Below are 15469 nucleotides of genomic sequence, written 5' to 3'. Positions count from 1 at the left end.
GAACTACATGCCTTAGGATAGTAAAACTAGTCTGATATTTTAGAAGAAGAAAGAATTTCGTATAATATAGAATAGGTTTTTCATACATATAAGAAATTAAACCTATTTAGACAAATTTTGTGTTAAAAAACAAGATTTGTGATATTATATAAAAATATAATTACTGAAATCTATAGATAAGGGTGATGATGAAATGAACTTTTCAGAAAAAAGCTTAATACTCCATGAAGAAAAAAAAGGAAAAGTTGAAGTAATATCCAAAGCTCCAGTGAAAAATCGAGAGGATCTAAGCATAGCCTATACACCAGGTGTTGCTGAACCCTGTAAAAAAATCCATGAAGATAAGGAAAATGTTTATAAGTATACTTCTAAAGGCAATTTAGTAGCAGTTGTTACAGACGGGTCAGCAGTACTGGGTTTAGGCGATATAGGACCTGAAGCGGCGATGCCGGTAATGGAAGGGAAAGCAATCTTATTTAAAGAATTTGCTAATGTGGATGCTTTTCCAATTTGCTTGAATACCAAAGATGTAGAAGAAATCATCAAGACAGTGAAAATGATAGCCCCCACCTTTGGCGGTATTAACCTAGAGGATATAGGAGCCCCTAGATGCTTTGAGATTGAAAAAAGACTGAAGGAAGAATTAGATATACCGGTATTTCATGATGACCAACACGGGACAGCAATTGTAGTTATAGCTGGATTGATAAATGCTTTAAAGGTAGCAAATAAAAAAATTGAGGATACCACCATAGTTGTTAATGGTGCTGGAGCAGCTGGTGTAGCCATCACAGATATGTTATTAAACATGAACCCAAAGGATATCCTGTTATGTGATAGAAGTGGGATAATTTATTCAGGATCACCCAACAATAATGATAGCAAAGAAGAAATGGCTGGAAAAACCAATAAAGACAATAGAAAAGGTGATTTAAAGGCGGCTATGGTGGAGGCAGACGTATTTATAGGAGTATCAGCTGCCAATGCTGTGTCAGAAGAAATGGTTAGAAGTATGAAGGAGGATGCTATTATTTTTGCTATGGCAAATCCAATACCTGAGATCATGCCGGATTTAGCCATAAAAGCGGGGGCCAAAGTGGTGGGCTCAGGACGTTCAGATTTTCCAAATCAAGTGAATAATGTACTTGCCTTCCCAGGAATATTTAGAGGTGCATTGGATGTCAGAGCAAAGGATATAAACGAAGAGATGAAGCTTGCAGCTGCTTATGCAATTGCCAGCATTATTGAAGAAAAAGAGCTAAAGCCGGAATATGTTATTCCAGATGCCTTTGATCAAAGAGTTGTAGAAAAGGTGGCGGCAGCAGTAGGGAAGGCTGCAATAGAAACTGGTGTAGCAAAAGTGTAGAGATAATCTGCTTTTTGTTGTTGATTGACAGATGCTTTACAAAAAGATAAAATCAATTGTATTATGCTATCAAAAATATTTTATATATAGAAAGAGGAAAAAAAATGCAGGAGCAGTTTTTACAGCAAGTGAGAAATAGAAGAACCTTTGCCATCATATCCCATCCCGATGCAGGGAAAACAACCTTAACAGAAAAATTGCTTTTATATGGAGGGGCTATTCGTCTAGCCGGCTCTGTAAAATCCCGAAGAGCACAAAAACACGCTGTCTCTGATTGGATGGAAATCGAGAAGCAAAGAGGTATTTCTGTTACCTCCAGTGTACTACAGTTTGACTATAATGGTTATTGTATCAATATATTGGATACCCCTGGACATCAAGATTTTAGTGAAGATACCTATAGAACCCTAGTTGCAGCTGATAGTGCTGTTATGGTAATTGACTGTGCTAAAGGGGTGGAAGCTCAAACAAAAAAGCTATTTCAGGTTTGCAAGATGAGAGGTATACCGATTTTTACCTTTATCAATAAGCTAGACAGAGCTGGGAAAGACCCCTTTGAACTGATGGAGGAAATAGAAAATGTCCTGGGGATACGTTCTTATCCGATGAATTGGCCTATTGGTACAGATGGTGATTTTAAAGGTGTCTATAATCGTTCAAAATCTCAGATAGAAGTTTTTAGTGAAGGAAAGCATGGACAAACAATTGTAGAATCAGTAATCGGTGATGTGAATGATGATGTTTTTCAAGATTTATTAGGAACCAATAAACATCAGCAGTTGATGGAGGAAATAGAGCTCCTAGATGTAGCAGGAGATAATTTTGACCTAAATAAAGTATTAAAAGGTGAACTGACACCAGTTTTTTTTGGAAGTGCTATGACAAACTTTGGTGTGAGACCTTTTCTAGAAGCATTTTTAGAAATGACAACTCCACCAACCCCTAGAAATAGTCAATATGGTGAGGTCGATCCTGAAAGTGATAATTTCACAGGATTTGTATTTAAGATTCAGGCAAATATGAATCCAGCCCACCGAGATAGAATTGCCTTTATTCGTATCTGCTCCGGTAAATTCCAAAAAGGAATGGCTGTAAATCATGTCCGTATAAATAAAAGCATTAAACTAGCACAGCCACAGCAGTTTTTAGCACAGGATAGAGTTGTAGTAGAGGAAGCGTATCCTGGAGATATTATTGGGGTCCATGATCCAGGGATATTTAACATCGGTGATACCTTATGCCAAGATAATTCTAAGATTCAGTATGAAGGTATTCCAGTCTTTGCACCAGAGCATTTCGCTAAGGTTTATGCAAAAGACTCTATGAAGAGGAAACAATTTCTAAAAGGGATTGAGCAATTATCTGAAGAAGGTGCTATTCAAGTATTTAAAAGACCTCATGTAGGTGTGGAGGAATTGATCGTAGGTGTAGTTGGAGTCCTTCAATTTGAAGTATTGCAATATCGTCTAGAAAGAGAATACGGAGTAGAAATTAAAATGCAGACACTATCCTATAAATTTATCCGTTGGATAGAACAAGAGGGCTTTGATTTTGATCGATTTAGTTTAACCATGGACAGCTTGATTGTTGAAGATAAAGAAGAAAAACCTGTGGTTCTTTTTGAGAATGAATGGTCCATACAAAAAGTAGAGGAACGTAATCAAGGTGCAGTACTAAAGAGTATTCTAAAAAAAGACACGATTGAAAAGTAAATGCAAAGAGAGAATCTTACAATAATAAAGATTCTCTCTTTTTTGTAAAGTAAAGAGCTTCATCTAAGAAAGGGGTTGTAGGGGATAAAATCCCCTACCCCCATTCAAGAAGATGCTTTTTTAATAGTAATCATCATAATACTGTAGTATCTTCATTTCCTCCATAGTATGGAAATCAGTATTATGATGGTTTTTTACCAACAACAAGATTTTTTCCTCTAGACCTAGCTTTAAAAGCATCTCATAACCCAGCTCTCCATGATGATTTTTATAGTACAGAGCTTTATTTAAAAAAGCTGGAGTCATGTTTTCTTTAAGATTAAGGTTTTTAGCAATCACCACAAAGGATTTATTGATTAAAGTCAAGTTACTGCCTATTTTTCCAATATCATGTAATAGGGCGGCTTTAATCAGGGAGGTATTTTCAGGAGCTTCTGAGTAACAGCCATAAGCAACATTTAAACTATGTCTTTGCTCACTTTTCCGCAATTGGAAGAAAAGCTCTTGTTCTTGAGGAGATAAATACTCTTTGATAAAGGCAATATCTTTATCATAAATCTTAGCAGTTAAACCTTGAAAAAATTGTTTTACTCTATAAAGCATGTTGAAGGCTCCTTAGTTTTATAGTGGGTTATATATATTATTTTACAGAAAAACCTAAGAAATACAAATACTAAATTATATTTATGATTTATGGGTATAGATTTAAGTGATAGGATGACACCATAGAATTATGATATAAATTAAGGTAATATAAGAGGTAGTATATAAAAGTTGGATTAGAAAAATTCTCAAGGAGTGGTTTAAATGAAAGCGTTATTTACATACGATTATGGTAAAGAAAAGATGGAGTCCATTAAAAATCTAGGCTATGATGTAATGATAGTTGACGAAAAAACGATTGAATATAGTCAAGAGATGGAAGATGTAGAGGTGTTGGTATGCTACAACCCATTTAACACCTTAGATATAAGCAAAATGCCAAATTTAAAATGGATTCAGCTGTCCAGTATTGGCATTGACCAACTACCTAAGGAAGTATCTGTTGAGAAGGGGATCTTGGTTACCAATAATAAAGGTGGATACAGCATTCCTATGGGGGAGTGGATTCTTTTGAAGATTTTAGAAATATACAAAGAGTCCTATAAGCTATATCAGCAACAGCAACAAAAGAAGTGGAAAATGAACACAAATCTTCTAGAGCTATATAGAAAGCGTATTGGGTTTATTGGAACTGGAAGCATAGCCACAGAGTCAGCCAAAAGACTTCAAGGCTTTGAAGCCCATGTTATTGGAGTAAATACCAAAGGCACAAAGGTACAATACTTTGATAAATGCTATGCTATTGATAAGCTGGATGAGGTATTAGGAGAGTGTGATGTGGTGGTATTAACTATTCCATACACCTCCGCTACCCATCATCTTATCAATAAAGAAAGATTAAATTCCATGAAAAAAGATGCTGTTTTGATCAATGTATCAAGAGGCAGTATTATAGATGAAGATGCACTTATTCAGCATTTAAAGGAAGGTAACTTACTAGGTGCAGCTTTAGATGTATTTGAAAAGGAGCCATTACCAGCAGACAGTCCTTTATGGGAAATGGATCGTGTCCTTGTTACACCCCACACTTCTTGGATTTCTGAGATGAGGAATGAAAGAAGGTTTAGGATTATCTATGAAAATATGAAAAGATACATTGAAAAAGAATCCTTATTTAATCAAGTAGATATTGTCAAGGGCTATTAACCCCTTGTCCTTTCAATAACTTATACAAGTTTAAGGCATAACAAAAGGTCTATCCTCATATATATGAAATAACGATATAATCAGGATATTTTAAAAGAGGAGGGACTATTTTGTTAACCTGGATAGCTTTAATACTTATTATTATAGGCGCCTTAAATTGGGGCTTGGTCGGATTATTTCAATTAGACTTAGTGGCAAAAATATTCCGAGGACAGTCATCATTGATAAGTAGAATCATTTATACTTTAATAGGTCTTTCAGGAGTATACACACTAATCATGTTGATCCTGCGACGATAGACGGCAATAGATAAAGGGTTAAGTATACCACAGATAGAAATAGATAAGCTATCTATTCATGAATAAGAAAACAGGGAAATATACCCTGTTTTTTCTTATGTCTAGGAAATTATGGTTTTTAATTTCCTAGACATGGGGAGTGCAGAGGGGATTCCCCTCGCTGGTTTAAAGGGGGTGCTCAGGCTGCGATAGCAGGCGTCGAAGGGGGACTAAGTCCCCTTATAAGCAGGCAGCCAATTTAGCTTGCTAAATTGTGCTGATCGCTTAGTTGTTTCATCCAGCGAAAACAAATTGACGAAGTCAACTTTGTTATGGGATTTGTGATTATGAAAGTTTAACCAAAAAAAGCTGCTGGCATATAATGGTATTGAGAAAATAAAAGGAGGATAATTATGTATCATAATTATGGAGGAGCCAACAATATGCCACCAATGATGAACCAGCAAGTACCACCAGTACCAGTGCCAGAGCCACCTGCCTGTCCAGGAGGAACTATATATACCATTCAACCGGGGGATACAATGTTTCGGATAGCCAATCGATATGGTATCAGTCTTACAGGTCTGATAGAGGTAAATCCACAGATTACAAATCCAAATGTTATCTATGTAGGTCAAAGGATATGTGTACCTGCAGAAATAACACCACCAACACCACCAGATGTCTTCTGTCCTGACGGTACAATATATATTGTACAACGAGGCGATACCATGTTTAATATTGCCAGAAGATTTGGGGTGACACTACAACGTCTTATTGCAGCCAATCCTCAAGTAGCAGATCCAAATGTCCTAGAGGTGGGCCAAAGAATTTGCATACCTGTACCAGATATTCCATTACCCACGGGTATTTATAGAGTATTGCTGACACCTCAAATACAAAATGTTTTAGGCGCTACTGCCTTCGTTAATGTACCAGACCCTACCTTATGGATTTCCACCTTTGGTTTACCAAAAATTTCTGAACTAGGTGATCAATGGCATTGTTACTATGCTTGGGTTGTTGATAGAGATACAGAAAAATACTTTAGAGTTACACTGAAGGATACAACGTTACCAGGAATACTAGCGGGATATGGCACAACCACTGGAACACTAGCAGGCTATGATGAAATAATTGTTACAGCTGAACCCAAACCTGTACCAGCTACACCAAGTGGACCTGTTGTACTGAGGGGAAGGCTAGTAACATAATACTATGATAAAAACAAAAACCCTGTAATCCAGTAAAATATAGGGTTTTTGTTACGATTTTTGAGAAAAAGGAGTTTGATTCTTTTCCAACAATTATTTATGATTTATTCATTTACATATTATTTATAGTATAATATAATAGGAAAGGTTGTGAAGTATCTAAAAAAAATTGCAAATAACCTTAAAGGAAAAAAGGAACAAATTAGAAAGGGGTACAGATATGGCAGAAAATCAGAATATAATGATCTGTGTAACCCAACAAAAAACCTGTGCAAGATTGATAAAGACAGGTGTTAGAATACAAGAAAAGCAGGGGGGCGACATTTTTGTGGTACATGTTGCACCTATGGGATGGAATATACTAGGCAATTCGAAAGAAGGAGAAGCACTAGATTATTTATTTGATATATCCAAAGAAGTTGGGGCACATATGACAGTATTAAGATCCTCAGAAGTGGTAAAGAGCATCTTAGACTTTTGTGAAAAACATGATATTAAAACAGTTGTATTGGGAGAGTCCAAAGAAAAATCTGCTGACAACAATGTTATTGTAAAGTTAAGTAAAAAAATAAGTGAGGATGTTGATTTAAAAATTATTTCTACAGATTAATAGAAAAAGAAAAAATCCCCCTTAAAGTATACAGCCTAGAATAATCATTCTAAGTATCTTTAAGGGGGTTTTGTATCCATCACTAAAGATTAGTTTGTCATGGAGATACCCTTCACTTGAAAATCTGCATAGCTTTCAATACCATGCTCTTCTATATCCAATCCTTTAACCTCCTCTTCCTCAGGCACACGAAGACCAATAGTACTGTCTATCGTCTTGAATACGATAAAGGAGGTGGCAAGTGTCCATAATGCTACTGCAAATACCCCTAGGACTTGAACAAATAATAACTGTAAACCACCGCCATAGAATAACCCGCCATCAACTGCAAATAATCCTACAGAAACAGTACCAACAGCACCACATATACCATGTACTCCAATAGCTCCGACAGGGTCATCTACCTTTAACACTCTATCAATAAATTCAATTCCAAAAACCACGGTTACCCCCGCAATCAATCCTATAGCTACTGAGCCAACAGCACTTACTACGTCTGTTCCAGCAGTAATGCCTACTAATCCAGCTAAAGCACCATTTAAAGTCATACTAACATCAGGTTTGCCATAACGGAGCCAAGTAATAACCATGGTGATGAAGGCCCCGGCAGCAGCGGCTAGATTCGTTGTAACAAAAATATGAGCGATATCATTGGAAGCCATACCTGACAAGGTAGAACCAGGGTTAAAACCAAACCAACCTAACCAAAGAATAAATACGCCTAAAGCCCCTAAGGTTAAACTATGTCCAGGGATAGCTATAGCCTTACCATCCTTAGTATACTTTCCAATACGTGGACCGATGATCCATGCTCCCATCAAAGCAGACCAGCCACCTACAGAGTGAACAACAGTAGAGCCTGCAAAGTCCATAAATCCTAATCCATCTAACCAGCCTCCACCCCAGGTCCAATGACCCACAACGGGATAGATAATTAAACTAATAAAAAAGCTATAAATCAGATAAGCATTAAACTTAGTTCTTTCTGCCATTGCTCCTGAAACGATGGTGGCAGCAGTAGCACAGAAAACAGTTTGAAAAATTAAAAAAGCCTCTTTAGGTACTGTTAAGCCTAGATGCTCAAAGCTTCCAGTGGACAAAAGATTCATATTGCCTATAAAGCCATTACTGGAAATGCCAAACATAATACTGAATCCTACGATCCAATAGGTTAAAGAACCAATAGAAAAGTCCATTAGGTTTTTCATAATAATATTTCCTGCGTTTTTAGATCTAGTAAAACCTGTTTCTACCATAGCAAACCCTGCTTGCATAAAAAATACCAGAGCTGCTGCTAGTAAAACCCAAATCGTATCAATTGCCGTAACAAATTCATGTGTTTCCATAAGAAAACCTCCTTCATAAACCAATAATAAGTACCAAACATTTTATAATGCATCCGGACCTTCCTCTCCAGTACGGATACGAATAACTTTTGCAACAGGAGAAACAAAAATCTTTCCATCTCCAATGGTTCCTGTAGCACAAACCTTTTTAGTAATAGAAATGATTTCATCAGTAGAACTATCAGGAACTACCATGTCTATTTTTACCTTTGGCAATAGATCAATGCTGTAGGATGCTCCTCGATAGATCTCAGTTTTGCCTTTTTGTAGGCCGCAACCTAATACCTGTGTTACTGTCATTCCTGCTACCCCTATACTATTTAATGCTTCCTTTAACTCCTCAAATTTTTTCTGTCTAGTAATAATCTCGATTTTTACTAAATCACTCATCAAATTCACCTCCTTTACCAACAAAAAAAAGCCCTCACTTCAGAGAGAACAGTAAATTCCCTTTGATGTGAGCGCCTTTGCCCATTGGTTATTAAATTTATTATGATAAACATTATAAGGGAAAAGTAAAAAGTATGCAAGATATTTTTTGAATTTTTTAAAATTTATAAATAGACATAAAAATAGCGATAAACGGCTATAGTAGATAAAATAGTCATGAAAATGATATACTTAATATATAATCATCAGCTATAATTAGCTGCAATAAATGAAAAAAGGAAGGTTTTCATGACAAAGGACATCTTAATTTATAATACTTATGCTAAATATCTAAAGGATAAATACGGAGAAAAAGTCTATAAGCTGCCGATTAATCTTCCTGTAACCTGTCCCAATAGAGATGGGAAATTAGGGGAGGGTGGTTGTACATTCTGTGCTGAAGTAGGGACAGGATTTGAAAGCCTATCCAATCATCTAGGGGTTAGAGAACAGCTAGAAAAAAATATGATAGGAGTAAAGAAAAAGTATAAAGCAGAGAAATTCATTGCCTATTTCCAAAATTTTACCAATACTTACCTACCATTAGAAACTTTTCAAAAGTACATACAGGAGGCATTGATTGATAATGTTGTAGAAATTGCTATTTCCACAAGACCAGATTGCATTGGAGAAGAATATCTTCAAGTGTTGAAAAAAATACAAGAAGAATATGATGTTACGATTTCTATAGAACTGGGCTTACAGACTGTAAACTATCATACCTTAAATAAAATAAACAGAGGACATACCCTGGCAGAATTTATCGATGCTGTACTACTGATAAAAAAATATGACTTTGAAATATGCACCCATTTGATACTGAATTTGCCATGGGATCATAAAGAGGACGTAATAGAAAATGCTAAAATTATTTCTGCCTTAAAAATTCACCAGGTAAAGCTGCATGCACTATACCTGGTGGAGGGTACCGTCATGGGAGAAATGTATAAAAGAGGAGAATTTCAGTTGATTTCAGTTGAGGAATACAAAGATAGGGTGATGACCTTTTTAGAATTTTTAGATCCCAGCATTATCGTACAACGCCTGATTGGTAGAGCTCCTGAAGAAAATAGCATCTTTGTAAACTGGAACATGAGCTGGTGGAGGATTAGAGATGAAATACATGAGGAAATGGAAAAAAATCATAGGTACCAAGGGAAAAAAGCAGATTATTTAGGTGGAAAAGCTGTAAAACAAAATGAATTTTCCCAATAGGACAAAGGTCTTTTTTTGTAAAAATTTCATAAGAAAAAATGAAAAATATGCAGGAAAATGTCTGAATTTATAGAATATTTTAAAGGAGAATAAAATTAGTGGATAGTGGATGAGATGAATTAAAGGATTAAAGTAAAGGAGATGTTCAGATGATAAAGTTAATTGTTGGAGAAAAAGGAAGTGGAAAAACAAGGACTTTGATTCATGATGCAAATGAAGCTATTAAAAAGGCTAAAGGGCATCTAGTTTTTGTAGATGTAGATAATAGCCACATGTTTCAAATAGATTATAAAATTAGGTTCATGGGGATTAAAGAGTATCATATTAGTGGTATAGAATCATTTTATGGGTTTATATGCGGTGTTATCGCATCAAATTATGATATAGAAACTATCTATATTGATGGAGCGCAAAAAATCACAGGAGTACCATTAGAAGAATTGAAAGATTTATTTGCTAGGTTGGATAAACTAGAAATGAAATACAATGTCAATTTTGTTTTTACTTTTAGTGGCAATCAAGAAGAGTTACCTGATTTCTTAAATAAATATATGATACAGCCCCTTAAGTAAAGGAAAACCCCTAAAATATAGAGGCAATCATGCTATATTTTAGGGGTTAATTCTTTAAACTCTGGGAAACGACCTTCCTCTTTCTTTGAAAAAATCAGTTGGTCATTTGAGGTTACTTCAAACACACCTCCAGAAGAAGGGATTAGTGTTAGAGCAGTTACCTCGTTTTTGTATGCACTTAAGATTTTTTCGACCATATCCAAGGCCTTTGGTAAGTAACCTCACCCAGTACAATATTCAATAGTTATTTTTTTAGCAGCCATTTTATTTCCTCCTTTAAGAATCTTATTATTCAAGATTTCTATAAATAGATGACATTTCTATAGAAATTATCTATTAAATATAGTACCCCTTTATGTAAATGAATAATCATCAAAATCTGTTAAGGCTGTTACCTCGTAAAATAGTAAAGGAGGCTAACGAAATAGTATTATGAATGTAGCTTACTATATTTTTCGAAAAGAATTGAAGAAGAATAACGACTATGGGTTAATAGTTTTTTTCTTGTTGTATTGCTAAAGCTGCTACTATAATTACAATAGATGGGAAATATAATAATTATAAATTACAAAATTTGTGAAATAATGATATAATAGATAAGGAAATTTAAACTTCAGCTTGGGAACTGACATTGTAAGAAGGTAATGGGGTGAGACTATGGAGAACATAGAATGGAAAAGATTTCTGATTCCTTATGAACATGCTGTAGAAGAGCTAAAGGTAAAATTTAAGAGTATTAGAAATGAGCTTCGAACTATCGGGGAATATTCGCCTATTGAATTTGTAACTGGTAGAGTCAAGAAGGTATCTAGTATTTTAGAAAAAGCACGTAAGCTAGAAGTAAATCCTGATGAGATTGCTGATAAAATCGAGGATATAGCAGGGATAAGGATTATGTGCCAATTTGTTGAAGATATTTATACTGTGGTGGATTATATAAGGGATAGAGATGGAGAAGATTTAGAAATTATTTTAGAAAAAGACTATATTAATAACTATAAAGATAGCGGGTATAGAAGCTATCATATGGTGATTAAATATCCAATTCATACAGCATTGGGACCCAAAACCATACTGGCAGAAATACAGATTAGAACATTAGCAATGAACTTTTGGGCTATTATTGAGCATTCCTTAAAATATAAATACAAACAGTTGATTCCTGATCATATAGAAGCCAGGTTAAAAAAAGCAGCAGATGCCGCTTTCAAGCTTGACCAAGAAATGTCAGAGATTAGGCATGAGATTAGACAGGCACAAAAAGTTTTTGAGGTTCGATCCAATATCGTTTCTAGTATATTACAAAGTATACAGTCACTATACATAGCTGAAAAGGTAGAAGAAGCCGATAGGTACCAAGAGAGATTTTATAAGCTTTGGGAAAAGGGCGACACAATGGAATTAAAAACCCTAGACAAAGAAATCAGTAAACTAATGGAAAAGCATGATGATTATGAATAATAACGTTAAGCTTTTAAAAAGATAGGTGAAAATATGGCATTATATGCAATCGGCGACCTACATTTAAGTAATTATGTAGATAAGCCCATGGATATATTTGGACCCCACTGGGAAAATCACCATGAAAAGATTAGACAAAGCTGGTGGGATACTGTAAGAGCTGAGGATACAGTTTTGATTCCAGGGGATATCTCGTGGGGAATGAATATGCAAGAAGCAATGGCGGACTTACAATGGATAGAAAAATTGCCTGGCAAGAAAATTCTAATCAAAGGAAACCATGACTATTGGTGGAGTTCCATCTCTATACTAAATAGTACCTTTTCCAATATGCATTTTATACAAAATAATTATTTTGTTTATGAGGATTATGCTATATGTGGTACAAGAGGCTGGATTACTCCAAATAGCAACAAATTTTCTCAAAGGGATGAAAAGATTTATCACAGGGAGATACACCGCTTAAGGTTATCCTTAGAAGCAGCCAAAGCCGCTGGCTATAAAAAATATATAGGGATGCTGCACTATCCACCTACAAATGATGAGAAGGAACCTTCCTTATTTACAGAGGTATTCAAGGCTTATGACGTAGAAATTGTCGTCTATGGTCATCTCCATGGAGAGGATGCCTATGGTGCCGGGTTAATGGGACCCCACAATGAGACTACCTATCATTTAGTATCCTGTGATTACTTAGATTTTCAACTACTAAAAATAAAACAAACCAAAAGCTAAATAGCTTTTGGTTTGTTTTATTTTTATGCTCAGAGAATGAAATGGCTGTGCCATCATAATATGATTGAAAAAAAGAAGACAAGGGTATCTAATTTATATGTAAAACACTGGATTTATTAGTGTGGAAATAATCTATTTTCATTGGAAAATATTATTGGAGGTGTAAAAGTGAGAAGTAAAGAAATGTTAAAAGCAGCAAAGGAACATATTTTAGATATCAATGAATTTCCAGATATAATCATGGAAAAAGGTGAAGGCATGTATTTATGGGACACAGAAGAGAATATATATTTAGATTTTTTAGGGGGGTGGGCAGTGACCTCCTTAGGACATTCTCCAAAGGTAATACAGGAGGCTTTAAAAGAGCAATCAGAGACTTTAGTTAATGCCAGTCCCTCCTTTTACAATAAACCTATGGTAGAATTTGCTCAATATTTAGCTAAGCACTCCTGTTTTGATATGGCGTTTTTTGGTTCCTCAGGTTCAGAGGCAAATGAAGCTGCCTTGAAACTGGCTAGAAAGTATGGTCAAAAGTATAAGAACGGTGCCTATAAAATAGTAGCTCTAAAGAAGGGATTTCATGGGAGAACCTTAGCCATGATGTCGGCTACAGGAAAATTGAGCTGGAAAGAAAAGTTTGAACCAAAGGTAGTGGGCTTTACACATGTATCCAGGAATGACATCCAGGCTATGAAGGCAGCTATTGATGAAGAAACCTGTGCTGTAATGCTAGAGCCCATATTAGGCGAAGGGGGTATTTGTGAAATGGATTATGACTACATACAACAGCTGAGAAAAGTATGTGATGAAACCAACACCCTCTTGATTTTTGATGAAGTTCAAACGGGCATCGGGCGCACAGGGACTCTCTTTGCATATGAGCAATACAATATAGAACCAGACATAATGACCCTAGCAAAAGGTATAGGTGGAGGCTTTCCTCTATCAACTATGTTAACGAAAAAAGAATTGAACATTTTTGAACGAGGGGATCAAGGAGGAACCTATGTAGGGCAACCATTAGCCATGGCAGTGGGCCTGGCGGTAGTAAAAGAAGTTGTAGATAAGAGGCTTTCAGATAACGCCATGAAAATGGGAGAAGTTATTAAGCAGAGACTAGAAAACCTAAAAATGAAGGGATATATTACAGAAATCCGAGGTAGGGGATTAATGATTGCCTTTGATTTTGCTATTGAAAAAGCCTCTGAACTAACAAAGCTTTGTCGAAGTAATGGTTTAATCATTAGGGAAAGAGATGAAAGAACCATACGTTTGTTACCTCCATTAATTGTGGCGGAGAATCATATCGATAAAATGATAGAGTTATTAGAAAAATCCATGGAGGAAATTTTAATAAGATATGGAGTAAAAATGAAATAAATAAGATTTGTGTCACTTGAGCACCCTCATTCATTCTATAGCAGAGGGTATCAGGTTAGAAAGATGAAAAGAAGCGACTAAATATCAAGTATGCCTCCAAATGTTAGTTTTTATATCTAACACTTGGGAGGCACTTCAATAATAGTCGCTTTTGTTATTCTATAATAATTTATTGCATCCTAGTACGTTTACAATTTTGTGACGGACCATCTCTTTGATAGCAGTTCTTCCATCACCTAGGTATTTTCTTGGATCGAAGTTATTTGGAACTTCTGAAAAGCTTTTTCTGATAGCTGCTGTCATAGCGAGGCGAAGATCGGTATCTATATTGATCTTAGAGACACCTAAAGAGGCGGCTTTACGAAGCATTGCTTCTGGTACTCCTTGAGCACCAGGAATATCTCCGCCATATTTATTACAAAGCTCCACAAACTCTGGCAATACAGTAGAAGCACCATGAAGTACTAAAGGAAAGCCAGGAAGAAGCTTTGCTATTTTCTGGAGTCTTTCAAAATCTAGGTTAGGCTCACCTTTAAATTTATAGGCTCCATGACTGGTACCTATGGCGATAGCTAGGGAGTCTACTCCAGTTTTTTCTACAAACTCAGCTGCTTGCTCAGGGTCTGTAAAAGCAGCATCCTTTTCGCTTACATTAACATCATCTTCAATACCTGCTAATCTACCTAGCTCGGCTTCAACAACAACACCTTTGCTATGGGCATACTCTACTACTTTTTTTGTGATAGCAATATTCTCTTCAAAGGGGTGGTGGGATGCATCAATCATGACAGAGGTAAATCCATCATCCACACATTGCTTACAGATTTCAAAGCTTTCACCATGGTCTAGATGTAAAACAATTGGTAAACCAGAATCCTCAACCGCTGCTTCAACAAGCTTTTTCAAATAGGTTGGATTTGCGTATTTTCTGGCACCGGCAGATACCTGTAAAATCAGTGGTGCTTCCTCTGCCTTTGCGGCATCAACAATACCTTGGATAATCTCCATATTGTTCACATTGAAGGCGCCTATTGCAAATTTACCTTCATAGGCCTTTTGAAACAGTTCTTTGCTAGTTACTAAGGGCATATCGTATTCCTCCTATTAAATTGATATTATTTATTATAAAAATTATAGCATTAAACAATAATAAAGCAAAAAAGGAAATAATTACATAATTATAAAATAAATTGTATCATAATGCCCTAATCATCGTCAATGAAGATAATGAAGTGCTGGAATAATTATTTATATAATTATTAAATTTAGCAAATAATACAATTTATATTCATATAATGTAATGATAATCATAATTTGGGGTAAGAGTAGCAATAACAGTTTTTTTTATTATATGTCTCAATAAAGCATTCAAAATAGTTTAAACCTTAGATTAAGTATGATT

16 protein-coding genes are annotated in these 15469 nt (G+C 35.5%); 11 read left to right on the top strand and 5 right to left on the bottom strand.

Features of this window, described 5'->3' with window-relative positions; genetic code table 11:
• The first annotated feature begins 193 nt into the window (after positions 1-193).
• Positions 194-1366 (top strand): NAD(P)-dependent malic enzyme, encoded by a 1173-nt coding sequence (locus BMX10_RS07530; RefSeq protein ID WP_090441792.1) that lies wholly within the window; start codon positions 194-196, stop codon positions 1364-1366.
• A gap of 104 nt (positions 1367-1470) precedes the next feature.
• A complete protein-coding gene (locus BMX10_RS07525) occupies positions 1471-3078 on the top strand; it encodes a peptide chain release factor 3 (RefSeq protein WP_090441789.1) in 1608 nt (535 codons plus the stop codon).
• Positions 3079-3198: 120 nt separating this feature from the next.
• On the opposite strand, the gene BMX10_RS07520 is transcribed toward BMX10_RS07525, so the two are convergent.
• On the bottom strand, positions 3199-3681 hold the full coding sequence (locus BMX10_RS07520; protein ID WP_090441786.1) for an HD domain-containing protein: 483 nt from the start codon (positions 3679-3681) through the stop codon (positions 3199-3201).
• Between the two features lie 204 nt (positions 3682-3885).
• On the opposite strand from BMX10_RS07520, the gene BMX10_RS07515 reads away from it, so the two are divergent.
• From BMX10_RS07515 to BMX10_RS07500, 4 genes are all read left to right on the top strand, one after another.
• Complete coding sequence (locus BMX10_RS07515; protein WP_090441783.1) at positions 3886-4827, top strand: phosphoglycerate dehydrogenase; 942 nt, start codon at positions 3886-3888, stop codon at positions 4825-4827.
• A gap of 110 nt (positions 4828-4937) precedes the next feature.
• Positions 4938-5126 carry a DUF378 domain-containing protein gene (locus tag BMX10_RS07510; RefSeq protein WP_090441780.1) on the top strand — a complete coding sequence of 63 codons (189 nt, stop codon included), beginning with the start codon at positions 4938-4940 and terminating at the stop codon, positions 5124-5126.
• A 392-nt stretch (positions 5127-5518) separates the two neighbouring features.
• Positions 5519-6319, top strand: a complete 801-nt coding sequence (locus BMX10_RS07505) for a LysM peptidoglycan-binding domain-containing protein (RefSeq protein ID WP_090441777.1) — start codon at positions 5519-5521, stop codon at positions 6317-6319.
• A 220-nt stretch (positions 6320-6539) separates the two neighbouring features.
• Positions 6540-6929 carry an adenine nucleotide alpha hydrolase family protein gene (locus tag BMX10_RS07500; RefSeq protein WP_090441774.1) on the top strand — a complete coding sequence of 130 codons (390 nt, stop codon included), beginning with the start codon at positions 6540-6542 and terminating at the stop codon, positions 6927-6929.
• An 89-nt stretch (positions 6930-7018) separates the two neighbouring features.
• On the opposite strand, the gene BMX10_RS07495 is transcribed toward BMX10_RS07500, so the two are convergent.
• A complete protein-coding gene (locus BMX10_RS07495) occupies positions 7019-8275 on the bottom strand; it encodes an ammonium transporter (RefSeq protein WP_090441771.1) in 1257 nt (418 codons plus the stop codon).
• 42 nt (positions 8276-8317) lie between these two features.
• Positions 8318-8665, bottom strand: coding sequence for a P-II family nitrogen regulator (locus BMX10_RS07490; RefSeq protein WP_090441768.1), 348 nt, complete (start codon positions 8663-8665; stop codon positions 8318-8320).
• 288 nt (positions 8666-8953) lie between these two features.
• Between BMX10_RS07490 and BMX10_RS07485 the strand changes: the two genes are divergently transcribed.
• Together BMX10_RS07485 and BMX10_RS07480 are read left to right on the top strand one after the other, a co-directional pair.
• On the top strand, positions 8954-9919 hold the full coding sequence (locus tag BMX10_RS07485) for a tRNA modification radical SAM protein MnmL/YtqA (protein WP_090441766.1): 966 nt from the start codon (positions 8954-8956) through the stop codon (positions 9917-9919).
• A 149-nt stretch (positions 9920-10068) separates the two neighbouring features.
• On the top strand, positions 10069-10491 hold the full coding sequence (locus BMX10_RS07480) for a P-loop NTPase family protein (RefSeq protein WP_090441763.1): 423 nt from the start codon (positions 10069-10071) through the stop codon (positions 10489-10491).
• Between the two features lie 32 nt (positions 10492-10523).
• On the opposite strand, the gene BMX10_RS07475 is transcribed toward BMX10_RS07480, so the two are convergent.
• A complete protein-coding gene (locus BMX10_RS07475) occupies positions 10524-10754 on the bottom strand; it encodes an Rdx family protein (protein WP_090441760.1) in 231 nt (76 codons plus the stop codon).
• 394 nt (positions 10755-11148) lie between these two features.
• Between BMX10_RS07475 and BMX10_RS07470 the strand changes: the two genes are divergently transcribed.
• The 3 genes from BMX10_RS07470 (at position 11149) to BMX10_RS07460 (ending at position 14067) form a co-directional block, all read left to right on the top strand.
• Positions 11149-11952, top strand: a complete 804-nt coding sequence (locus tag BMX10_RS07470; protein ID WP_090441757.1) for a GTP diphosphokinase — start codon at positions 11149-11151, stop codon at positions 11950-11952.
• A gap of 33 nt (positions 11953-11985) precedes the next feature.
• Positions 11986-12687 carry a metallophosphoesterase gene (locus BMX10_RS07465; protein WP_090441754.1) on the top strand — a complete coding sequence of 234 codons (702 nt, stop codon included), beginning with the start codon at positions 11986-11988 and terminating at the stop codon, positions 12685-12687.
• A gap of 168 nt (positions 12688-12855) precedes the next feature.
• The gene (locus BMX10_RS07460; protein WP_244272664.1) at positions 12856-14067 is read left to right on the top strand and encodes an aspartate aminotransferase family protein; all 1212 of its coding nucleotides are present in this window, start codon (positions 12856-12858) and stop codon (positions 14065-14067) included.
• 159 nt (positions 14068-14226) lie between these two features.
• On the opposite strand, the gene fba is transcribed toward BMX10_RS07460, so the two are convergent.
• Complete coding sequence (fba, locus tag BMX10_RS07455) at positions 14227-15156, bottom strand: class II fructose-1,6-bisphosphate aldolase (RefSeq protein ID WP_090441751.1); 930 nt, start codon at positions 15154-15156, stop codon at positions 14227-14229.
• Between the last annotated feature and the right edge of the window lie 313 nt (positions 15157-15469).

The organism is Natronincola peptidivorans, from assembly GCF_900111615.1.
GTDB classification, from domain to species: Bacteria; Bacillota; Clostridia; order Peptostreptococcales; family Natronincolaceae; genus Natronincola_A; species Natronincola_A peptidivorans.
This window is presented reverse-complemented; position numbering and strand designations above follow the sequence as displayed.

Excerpts from the sequence above, each read along its gene's own strand:
- BMX10_RS07530 (WP_090441792.1), top strand. The coding sequence starts at position 194 with ATGAACTTTTCAGAAAAAAGCTTAATACTCCATGAAGAAAAAAAAGGA.
- BMX10_RS07525 (WP_090441789.1), top strand. The coding sequence starts at position 1,471 with ATGCAGGAGCAGTTTTTACAGCAAGTGAGAAATAGAAGAACCTTTGCC.
- BMX10_RS07520 (WP_090441786.1), bottom strand. The coding sequence starts at position 3,681 with ATGCTTTATAGAGTAAAACAATTTTTTCAAGGTTTAACTGCTAAGATT.
- BMX10_RS07515 (WP_090441783.1), top strand. The coding sequence starts at position 3,886 with ATGAAAGCGTTATTTACATACGATTATGGTAAAGAAAAGATGGAGTCC.
- BMX10_RS07505 (WP_090441777.1), top strand. The coding sequence starts at position 5,519 with ATGTATCATAATTATGGAGGAGCCAACAATATGCCACCAATGATGAAC.
- BMX10_RS07500 (WP_090441774.1), top strand. The coding sequence starts at position 6,540 with ATGGCAGAAAATCAGAATATAATGATCTGTGTAACCCAACAAAAAACC.
- BMX10_RS07495 (WP_090441771.1), bottom strand. The coding sequence starts at position 8,275 with ATGGAAACACATGAATTTGTTACGGCAATTGATACGATTTGGGTTTTA.
- BMX10_RS07490 (WP_090441768.1), bottom strand. The coding sequence starts at position 8,665 with ATGAGTGATTTAGTAAAAATCGAGATTATTACTAGACAGAAAAAATTT.
- BMX10_RS07485 (WP_090441766.1), top strand. The coding sequence starts at position 8,954 with ATGACAAAGGACATCTTAATTTATAATACTTATGCTAAATATCTAAAG.
- BMX10_RS07480 (WP_090441763.1), top strand. The coding sequence starts at position 10,069 with ATGATAAAGTTAATTGTTGGAGAAAAAGGAAGTGGAAAAACAAGGACT.
- BMX10_RS07470 (WP_090441757.1), top strand. The coding sequence starts at position 11,149 with ATGGAGAACATAGAATGGAAAAGATTTCTGATTCCTTATGAACATGCT.
- BMX10_RS07465 (WP_090441754.1), top strand. The coding sequence starts at position 11,986 with ATGGCATTATATGCAATCGGCGACCTACATTTAAGTAATTATGTAGAT.
- fba (WP_090441751.1), bottom strand. The coding sequence starts at position 15,156 with ATGCCCTTAGTAACTAGCAAAGAACTGTTTCAAAAGGCCTATGAAGGT.